Source organism: Sphingobium sp. (genome assembly GCF_032153725.1).
In the GTDB taxonomy this organism is placed as follows: domain Bacteria; phylum Pseudomonadota; class Alphaproteobacteria; order Sphingomonadales; family Sphingomonadaceae; genus Sphingobium.
Genome location: NZ_JALDYQ010000116.1, coordinates 1 through 9,356 on the forward strand (window position 1 = coordinate 1; position 9,356 = coordinate 9,356).

Consider the following 9,356-nt stretch of genomic DNA (forward strand, 5'->3'; position numbering starts at 1 on the left):
GGCAGCTTGCCCTTCTTCGCCAGTTCGTAAAGGCGATGGACGCCGGTGGTCGTCTCTTCCGACACGCCCTTGATGGCGGCGACAGTCTGGGTCAGATAGCCCGGACGCTCGATCAGGAAGCGCTTCAGCGTGGCGACGAAGATTTCCTCTTCCTCATTGCCGGGGGTGAACAAATCTTCCCCGGCCTCGACGCGGGCGCCCCACAGCGCGAACATGGTGGCGTCGCCGCCGTCGTCCAGGATCATGTTGCAGGTCGTGTCACCCCAGTCGAAGATGCGGATGACATAATCCCAATATTCCTCCAGCGTCTCGCCCTTGACGGCGAAGACGGGAATGCCGCGCTCGGCAATGGCGGCGGCGGCATGGTCCTGCGTCGAAAAGATGTTGCACGAAGCCCAGCGGATTTCGGCGCCGAGGTCGGCCAGAGTCTCGATCAGCACGGCGGTCTGGATCGTCATGTGCAGCGATCCGGTGATGCGCGCGCCTTTCAGCGGCTTGGCAGCGCCAAATTCGGCGCGCAGGGCCATCAGGCCGGGCATTTCGGTTTCGGCGATCTCGATTTCCTTGCGGCCGAAAGCGGCAAGGCTGATGTCGCGGATCACATAATCCTGCGCCTGGGTGGCGGGTGCGGTGGCCACGAGCGTATCTCCATATCGTTAAAGATTGAGGCGACCGCTCGAACAGGCGAACGGCGGCGATGGGCTGGGCTTTACCAATCGCCGCCGGTCATGGCAACTCAATATAAAGTTTTCTTTATATCTTATTCCGCAGACTCCCGTGATGCGACCTTCATCGGCTCATTATCTGGCAAGCTGTCGGATTTCGGCGCTTTTCCGGCCACGGCAACCACCACGTCGCAGCGCGCGCCGGACAGGGGGGGACTGATCCCTGCGGCATCGGCAAGTTCCAGCAGCGCCGACCGGCGCGGCGGAAGGGCATTGGCGGCGTCCGTTATCGATTGAAGATCGCGGCAGGCAAGCCCGTCCGCCCCTGCCCCATAGCTATTGGCCAGGCCGGTGACATAGTCGTCATAGGCCCCCAGCGCTCCGACCGGCCCCGCCACTGACCGGAAATGCTCGCGCAGTTCGTCATTCACCTGTGTCAGCGTCTCCCGCTTTTCCCGAATGAAACGATTATAACTGGGGAGGAAATTGTTCCCCGTCGCCCGGCATCGCAGGGCCGACACCATCAACATCATCTCGAAATCACGGATTTGCGCTGCCTCCACCGCCGTCTGCTTCCAGCAGGTTGCGGCCGTCGCCGGCGCGAGCGGCATCGCTGCGGCAATCACCGCAGTCACTATCTTCCTCATGGTTTGAACCCCCGTCCAATTGCCCGAGGATCAGGGTGCGCTCGCCCGATTGCCGGAATCTCAACGGCAAAGGTTAGCGATATTTTACCGTAATCGGTTCAGTTACGCAGCGGAAACAAGCTGCGGACCGGGCCATTTCTTTCGCTGGCGGCAGGCGTAACAAACGGAGCGGGGATCAAGCCGATCCGGCGCCGCTCACCAGATGGGAGGCATCGACTCCGGCGGCGGCATAGGCGGCCGACCATTTCCTCTCCGCCGGAATCTGGAACAACAGCTCGGCCGTGCAGTTCGCGGGAAACCAGCTCTCCCCGATCATTTCCTGATCCAGCTGACCCGCGCCCCAGCCCGCATAGCCCAGCGCCACCAAATAACGACTCGGCCCATTGCCCTCCGCAATGGCTTTCAGGATTTCGAGCGAGCCGGACAGGCCCCAGCCTTCCCCTACCTCGACCATGTCGTGTCCTGTCCAGTCGAGCGAATGCAGCACAAAGCCCCGCCTCGGTTCCACCGGGCCGCCACGCAAAACCGGAACGTCGGGTACATTGCCCGGTTCGATATCGAAGCTCTCCAGCAGATCGTGCAGGCTGACGCCGTCAATCTCGTCGCTGACGGCAATGCCAAGTGCTCCATTCTCGTCATGCACACACATGACTATGACGGAATGATCGAAACGCATGTCCTCCATACCCGGCAGGGCGAGAAGGAACTGGCCAGCATAGGAACGTGCTTTGGTCATGGGAATGACTATACGCGCCTTAACGCCTTTGCCAATGGCGGGCCGTCGCTCAGGCAAGGCGGCGCGCCACTTTCTGCCGGGACCTCTTGACAGCCGCCGCTTCAAATCCAACCTGCCCCGCGTCAAGTAAAGGCCAGGAGACAGAATATGACTATTTCCAAGGGTGACCGCATCCCCAGCACCACTTTCGTCAAGATGACTGAAAATGGACCGGAACAGGTCGTTTCGGACGATTTTTTCGCTGGCCGCACGGTGGCGGTCTTCTCCGTGCCCGGCGCCTTCACCCCGACCTGTTCGGCACGCCATCTGCCGGGCTTTGTCGAAAAGGCCGAAGACATCAAGGGCAAGGGCGTGGATGAAATCGCCTGCACTGCCGTCAATGACGCCTTCGTCATGGGCGCCTGGGGCAAGTCCGCCGGCGCGGAGGGCAAGGTGACGATGCTGGCCGACGGCAATGCCGATTTCGCGCAAGCCGTCGGCCTTACCATGGACGGCAGCAAGTTCGGCATGGGCACGCGCGGGCAGCGTTTCTCAATGGTCATCAAGGACGGCGTCGTCACTGAATTGAATGTTGAAGCCCCTGGCGATTACAAGGTTTCCTCCGCGGAATATCTGCTGGAGCAGATCTGAGGCAAAGGGATGCGCGCCTGCTGTTTCGGGCGCGCATCTTTCTTCCGTCATATAAGTGCGTTACGACATGGCGATGACAAGAAGCATCGGCAGCGCGATCGTCGCGCAACTCGACGAAATCTATCGGAATTCCATCGAAAATCTCCGCGAAGCGATGCGCGCATACGCCCGCGACGGCAGCGTGCCGGCGGCCGAGGCAGCCAGCGACCGCCGCTTCTGCTATCCCGAATTGCGGATCACCCATCACGCGGAAACCGACGCGCCGCCACCCGGGCGCTCCTTCGCGCGCCTGTCGAAGCCGGGCCAATATGTGACCACGGTGACCCGACCAGCGATGTTCGCGAAATATCTGGCCGAACAGATCGATCTGCTGGTCCGCGACTATGGCGTCGAAGTCGAAACGGCGCTCAGCGACCAGCAGATTCCCTTTCCCTATGTGCTGGACGGTCTGGATATCAGCGCTCTGGACGGCACGCCGCCGACCGAGCTTGCCCGCTATTTCCCGGCAACCGAGCTGGCTGAGATCGGGGATGAGATCGCAGACGGCTTGTTCATGCCTGATGCGGAGGGGGAAAGGCCACTCGCCTTGTTCGACGGGTTGCGAACCGATTTCTCGCTCGCCCGGCTGAAGCATTATACCGGCACCCCGGTGGAACATGTGCAACGTTATATCCTGTTCACCAATTATCACCGTTATGTCGATGAGTTCGTGGCCTGGGCCTGTGCCGAACTACAGCGGGAGGGCAGCCATTATACCGCGCTGTCCGGAGCCGGCGGCGTCTATGTGACGCCCGAGACTGCCGACCCCGCCCGGATGATCGCGGACAGCGCCTGGCGCAAGCACCAGATGCCCGCCTATCATTTGATCGCGCCGGATCGCAGCGGCATCACGCTGGTCAATATCGGCGTCGGTCCGTCCAACGCCAAGACGATCTGCGATCATCTGGCGGTCGTGAGGCCAGAGGCGTGGCTTATGATCGGCCATTGCGGCGGCCTGCGTCCCAGCCAGAGGATTGGCGACTATGTGCTGGCCCATGCCTATCTGCGCGACGATCATGTGCTGGACGAGATGCTGCCGCCGGAAATCCCGGTCCCGGCCATCGCAGAAGTTCAGGTCGCGCTCGCCAAGGCGGCTGAGGCGGTGCTGGGTGGCGGCAACCAGGAGGATTTCAAGCGGCGGTTGCGTACCGGCACGGTCGTCACGACCGACGATCGCAATTGGGAACTGCGTTATTCCAGTTCAGCACTGCGTTTCAGCCTGTCCCGCGCGGTCGGCATCGATATGGAGTCGGCCACCATCGCGGCGCAGGGCTATCGCTTCCGTGTGCCCTATGGGACGCTGCTCTGCGTGTCGGACAAGCCGATCCATGGGGAATTAAAGCTGCCGGGACAGGCCAACCGCTTCTACGAGGAGGCCATTGCAGGCCATCTGCGCGTCGGCCTGATGACCTGCGAACTGCTGCGGCAGGAGGGGCCGAAACTACACAGCCGCAAACTGCGCGCCTTCAACGAGCCGCCTTTCCGGTAAACGCTACGTGCTCCTGCGAAGGCATTGGAGCGAGACAAGCGGCTCGCGACAACCCAGTCCCGCCGTTTGAACTGGATTCCTGCCTTCGCAGGAACACGTTGTTCAAGGATCAAACCGTCAGAAAATCCACCATCGCCTGCCCCAATTCCTTCCGGGTCACCGCATTCATATGGTTGCCCGGAATTTCGACATAATGCCCGTGAGGCAGCACATCGGCCAGTTCCCGCGCCACCCCATTATCCCGGTCATCAGCCCCGCAGATCACCTCAACGGGCTGGGTGAACCCGGCAATAGCCTCCTTCGGCGTATCGACGAAGGTGTTGAGGATGTGCAGCATCGCCACGGGATCGCCCTTGGTGGTCTTGAGGAAGGCTTCGGTCATCCACTCCGACGTGCCGCGCTCGAAGGTGCCTAGATTGGTGAGGACATTCCTGTAATAGCCGCCATTGTCGAGCGTCTGGACCAGACCACGCAGCCCCATTCCCGCGAGGATCACCTTTCGCGGCGCAGCCCCCCGCGCCAGCATCCGCACCGTCGTCCGCGCGCCCAGCGAATAGCCGCCCAGATCATAGTCGGTCAGGCCCAGTTGCTCGACCAGCGCCAACCCGTCCTCAGTCAATGCGTCGGGTGGATAGGCAGCGACATCATGCGGTTTGCCGCTTTCGCCATGGCCGCGCAGGTCCGGCATGATCAGGCGGAAACCCGCCTCCACCAGCCTGGCGGCATGGCCATAGCGTATCCAGTTGGTGAAGGCGTTGGAGAAATAGCCATGGATCAGAACCAGATCGCGGCCTTCACCCGCCACATGCACCGCGATCGGCAGCCCGCCCAACCCCTTGATCTCCAGCTTTTCGATCGACAGGTCGGACACGAGCGCTACTCCTCAGGCTAATTCCCGTCCGCCGATATGGCCTCTGGGGTCCCTTGTCGAGTAGCGCAAAGCCAGATCAATGTGATCATGCTGCCGATCTGCGCGGCTGCCATATCCTTCTGCGGGTCCCACATGTCGCCCTGCTGACCATTATACCAGTCGGCGGTCTGGCCTGCCGCGAAGACGCTCAACAACCATTCGAAAATCTCGTAGAGCGCGCCGACGAAGCCGATCGCGGTAAAGGCAAAGGCGAGGCTCCAGCCCGTCCGCATGATGCCATGGCGCCGCGCTGCTTCGGCAAAGGGCGCCGTCAGCAAGGCACCGAAGGCAAAGTGCACCAGCCGGTCATAACCATTGCGTGCAAAGCCGAAAGTGCCGGAAATATCATGGCCGCTGACCATCCGCGCCCAGGCGTCATAGGGCACATAGGAATAAATATAGCGCCCACCCAACGTATGCAGCAGCAGAAAGAGGAGGATGCATCCCACCGATCCGCTCGACAGAGGCCAACGGCGGAGCAGCCAAGGCGCGGCAAGGGCCAGCAGAACCGTTGGCCCATGCTGGAGCGGCGCAAGTTCAGGATAGGGCTGATCGATATTGGTGGCGATGATGGCCGCGATCAGTAGCAGGATCATCCGGCGCTGCGCGACTGGAACGGCTTTCCAGACAGCCACAGCACCAGAGATCATAGGGGGCTTCAGCCCTTCTTCAGATGACGGCGGCCCAGCAGCTCCGCGATCTGCACGGCGTTCAGCGCCGCGCCCTTGCGGAGGTTGTCGCTGACGCACCAGAGGTTCAGGCCATTGTCGATGGTCGAATCCTCACGCACGCGGCTGATGAAGGTCGCATAGTCGCCCACGCATTCGACGGGGGTGACGTAACCGCCGTCCTCGCGCTTGTCGACCAGCATCACGCCGGGCGCTTCACGCAGGATGTCCTGCGCTTCCTTGGCCGAAATTTCCTTCTCGAACTCGATATTCAGCGCCTCGGAGTGGCCGACAAACACCGGCACGCGCACGCAGGTCGCCGTGACCTTCACCTTGGGATCGAGGATCTTCTTGGTTTCCGCAACCATCTTCCATTCTTCCTTGGTCGAACCATCGTCCAGGAAAACATCGATATGCGGGATCACGTTGAAGGCGATCTGCTTGGTGAACTTCTTCGGTTCCGCCGGATCGCCGACAAAGATGTTGCGCGACTGTTCGAACAGTTCGTCCATGCCCTGCTTGCCCGCGCCCGACACCGACTGGTAGGTGGCGACGACGACGCGCTTGATCGTCGCGGCGTCATGCAGCGGCTTCAAGGCGACGACCATCTGCGCGGTCGAGCAGTTCGGATTCGCGATGATGTTCTTCTTCACATAGCCGTCGATGGCGTCCGGGTTCACCTCGGGCACGATCAGCGGCACGTCCGGGTCCATGCGGTAGAGCGAGCTGTTGTCGATCACGACGCAGCCAGCCGCCGCCGCCTTGGGCGCATATTCCGCCGTCGGGCCGGAGCCTGCGGCGAACAGGGCGATGTCCCAGCCGGTGAAGTCGAAATGCTCGATATTCTTGCATTTGAGCGTCTTGCCGGTGTCACCGAAATCAATTTCGGTGCCCTGCGACCGGGGCGAGGCAACCGCCGCGATCTCGTCAATAGGGAACTCGCGCTCGGCGAGAATGGTCAGCATCTCGCGGCCCACATTACCGGTGGCACCAACGACGACGACCTTGTAGCCCATGACTTAACACTCCACTCCATGCAAAATTGCGGAGGGGGCGCCATAGCGGTATTGCGCCATTTGTCCAGCGACAAGCGGTTTATGGCGTCAAAGCGCCGCTTTCGGCTCTTGACGTTGCCGCGGCTTTCGCGCGGCGACAACACCCTTGAGCCTTATTTCGCGGGCGTTTCCGGCCTCGTCCCATGACGCTCAAGAAAATCCTCGATCGTGCGCCACAAATGCACGCTGATGCCCGGTCCGCCGACACGATGGGTCTGTCCCGGATAGACCATCATCTCAAACGGCACGGCAGCGCCCTGCATCTTCACGATCACTGCCGTCGAATTGTCGAACACCACATTGTCGTCCGACATGCCGTGGATCAGCAAGAGCGGGTCCTTGATCTTCACCGCCTCATCCACTGCGCCGGAGGCGGGATAGGCGCTCGGCTTTTCCTGCGGCTGGCCAAGATAGCGCTCCGTATAATGGGTGTCGTAATATTCCCACTTCGTCACCGGCGCACCCGCAACCGCCGCCGAAAACACGCCGGGCGCCTTCTCCAGCAGCTTCAACGACATATAGCCGCCATAGGACCAGCCATAGGTCACGATCCGCCTGGAATCGACATAGGGCTGCGTCTTCAGCCACTCGACGCCCTTCAACTGGTCCTCGACCTCGACCGTGCCCATGGCGTGGTAGATCTGGTCCTCAAAAGCCTTGCCGCGATCGGGCGTGCCGCGATTGTCGACCACGAAGACGATCCAGCCCCGATCCACCAGATATTGGTAGATGGGGGAACTCCACGAATTGGTGACCTGCCGCCCCGCGCCCGGACCGCCATAATGCAGCATGAAGACAGGATAGCGTTTCCCCGCCTCCAGCGGCGGCGTCATGATCCGGGTGTAAAGCGTGGAGCCGTCGGCGGCCCTGATCGTCCCGAACTTCGTCTTCGCATGGCTGGCCAGATAGGGCGCGTAGGGATGATCGCCCCTGATCGCATTTTCCGACAACCAGCTCAGATGCTTGCCCGCGCTGTCGGCCAGATAGACCTGCTTGGGCTGATCCGTATTGCTGCGCGCCACGACGATGCGGCTCGCGGTTTTGTCCATCACCGCATCGTTCCACCAGCCGGTGGAGGTCAACTGCCCGAGCGGCCCCGCCTTGGCGAACGATGCCACATAAAGCTGCTGTTCCAGCGGCGTCCCGCGATTGCCGGTGAAGTAGACGAGGCCCTTGCCCTCATCCACGCCCACCACATCGCGCACTTCCCAATCGCCGCTGGTAAGCGCCGTCCACTTGCCTGCCCGCACATGGTAGAGATGCCCATGGCCGGTCTTTTCCGACCACCAGAGAAAGCTGCCGTCCTTCAAGGGCGTGAAATTATTGCTGAGATTGATCCAGCTTCTCGCCTTTTCGGTCAGGATCATCCGGGCCCTGCCCGTAGCCGGATCGACGGCAAGCAGATCGAGCGTCTTCTGGTCCCGGCTCTCGCGCTGGACATAAAGCGTCCTGCCATCCGCCGACCAGTCGACGCGGGCGAGATAAATATCCTTCTCCGGCCCCAGATCGACCTTCACCTGCGCGCCGCCCTCCGGCTTCATCACATAGAGATCGACCAAAGCATTGGGCGTTCCGGCGGCGGGATAGCGCTGCTCATAGACCTTGGTGCCCTCCCCGCCGATCGCGGTGCGGGTGACGATGCCGACCGGACTTTCATCGACGCGGGCAATCGCAATCATTTTGTCGTCGGGCGACCACCAATAGCCGGTCCGCCGGTCCATTTCCTCCTGTGCGACGAACTCGGCAACGCCCCAGTTCACCGTGTCGCTGGCGCCATGCGTCAATTGTTTCTCCGCTCCGCCCATCGGCTGGACGAAGAAATTACCACCGCGCACGAAGGAGACGAAACCGCCCCTGGGGCTGACCACGCCATTCAATTCGCCATCGGGCGTATTGGTGAGTCGCGTGACCTTCCCGTCCAGCGCGGCCAGATAGAGATCGCCATCGACCGGCACGAGAATGGACTTCCCGTCCGGTGCCCAGTCATAGCTCACAATGCCGGTGCTGCCAGCGACGGAACGATCCCGCTCCCGCTGCATCTTCTCCGCTTCGGAAAGTTCCGCGCCGCTGCCGGTCTTCTTCGAATCGACCAGCATCCGCTCCGCGCCCGTCGACGTATCGACCGCCCAGAGGTCCAGCCGCTCCTTCTCATCCATGCGTGGCTTCAGCAGCGTCACCAGCCTGCCATCGGGCGACAACTTCAACGCCCGCGGCTGCGGCCCGGACAGGTCAGGATTGGCGAACACCCGCTCAAGTGTCAGCTCTTTTGGCGTCGGCCTTTGCTGCGCCTGAGCGGAAAGAATGGAAAGCAATAACGCGCCGACCGCCGCGCCGCTTTTCAGATATGGCGACATGTTCATCCCTTGCTCGGGCCACGGCAAGGCCGCAGCACATGCTGGAGAAGCTAGCGCGAGGTGGATGAAAAGATCAATGTTGGGAAATAATATTTCCTCACCATGATCGTCGGATCATGGTGGGCGCGACAGGGATTGAACCTGTGACCCCACCCGTGTGAAG

At 61.5% G+C, this 9,356-nt stretch carries 9 protein-coding genes; 2 read left to right on the plus strand and 7 right to left on the minus strand.

The window, feature by feature from the left end:
* The 3 genes from RUH75_RS22505 to RUH75_RS22515 form a co-directional block, all read right to left on the minus strand.
* Window positions 1-638: adenosylhomocysteinase (locus RUH75_RS22505; RefSeq protein ID WP_313809436.1), on the minus strand; the 638-nt coding region annotated here is incomplete at its 3' end.
* Between the two features lie 122 nt (window positions 639-760).
* A complete protein-coding gene (locus tag RUH75_RS22510) occupies window positions 761-1,312 on the minus strand; it encodes a hypothetical protein (protein ID WP_313809437.1) in 552 nt (183 codons plus the stop codon).
* Between the two features lie 175 nt (window positions 1,313-1,487).
* On the minus strand, window positions 1,488-2,048 hold the full coding sequence (locus RUH75_RS22515; protein WP_313809438.1) for a YqgE/AlgH family protein: 561 nt from the start codon (window positions 2,046-2,048) through the stop codon (window positions 1,488-1,490).
* A gap of 147 nt (window positions 2,049-2,195) precedes the next feature.
* Between RUH75_RS22515 and RUH75_RS22520 the strand changes: the two genes are divergently transcribed.
* Window positions 2,196-2,678, plus strand: a complete 483-nt coding sequence (locus RUH75_RS22520) for a peroxiredoxin (RefSeq protein WP_313809439.1) — start codon at window positions 2,196-2,198, stop codon at window positions 2,676-2,678.
* 73 nt (window positions 2,679-2,751) lie between these two features.
* Window positions 2,752-4,206 carry an AMP nucleosidase gene (locus tag RUH75_RS22525; RefSeq protein ID WP_313809440.1) on the plus strand — a complete coding sequence of 485 codons (1,455 nt, stop codon included), beginning with the start codon at window positions 2,752-2,754 and terminating at the stop codon, window positions 4,204-4,206.
* Between the two features lie 109 nt (window positions 4,207-4,315).
* Here RUH75_RS22525 and RUH75_RS22530 read toward each other — a convergent pair whose 3' ends face one another.
* The 4 genes from RUH75_RS22530 to RUH75_RS22545 all read right to left on the minus strand — a co-directional run bounded on the left by RUH75_RS22530 (window position 4,316) and on the right by RUH75_RS22545 (window position 9,193).
* Entirely contained in the window at window positions 4,316-5,077 is a 762-nt protein-coding gene (locus RUH75_RS22530; RefSeq protein WP_313809441.1) for an alpha/beta hydrolase, read from the minus strand.
* A 17-nt stretch (window positions 5,078-5,094) separates the two neighbouring features.
* The gene (locus RUH75_RS22535) at window positions 5,095-5,766 is read right to left on the minus strand and encodes a DUF2238 domain-containing protein (protein WP_313809442.1); all 672 of its coding nucleotides are present in this window, start codon (window positions 5,764-5,766) and stop codon (window positions 5,095-5,097) included.
* A gap of 8 nt (window positions 5,767-5,774) precedes the next feature.
* Window positions 5,775-6,800, minus strand: coding sequence for an aspartate-semialdehyde dehydrogenase (locus RUH75_RS22540; RefSeq protein ID WP_313809443.1), 1,026 nt, complete (start codon window positions 6,798-6,800; stop codon window positions 5,775-5,777).
* A 152-nt stretch (window positions 6,801-6,952) separates the two neighbouring features.
* A complete protein-coding gene (locus tag RUH75_RS22545) occupies window positions 6,953-9,193 on the minus strand; it encodes a S9 family peptidase (RefSeq protein ID WP_313809444.1) in 2,241 nt (746 codons plus the stop codon).
* Window positions 9,194-9,356: the final 163 nt, after the last annotated feature.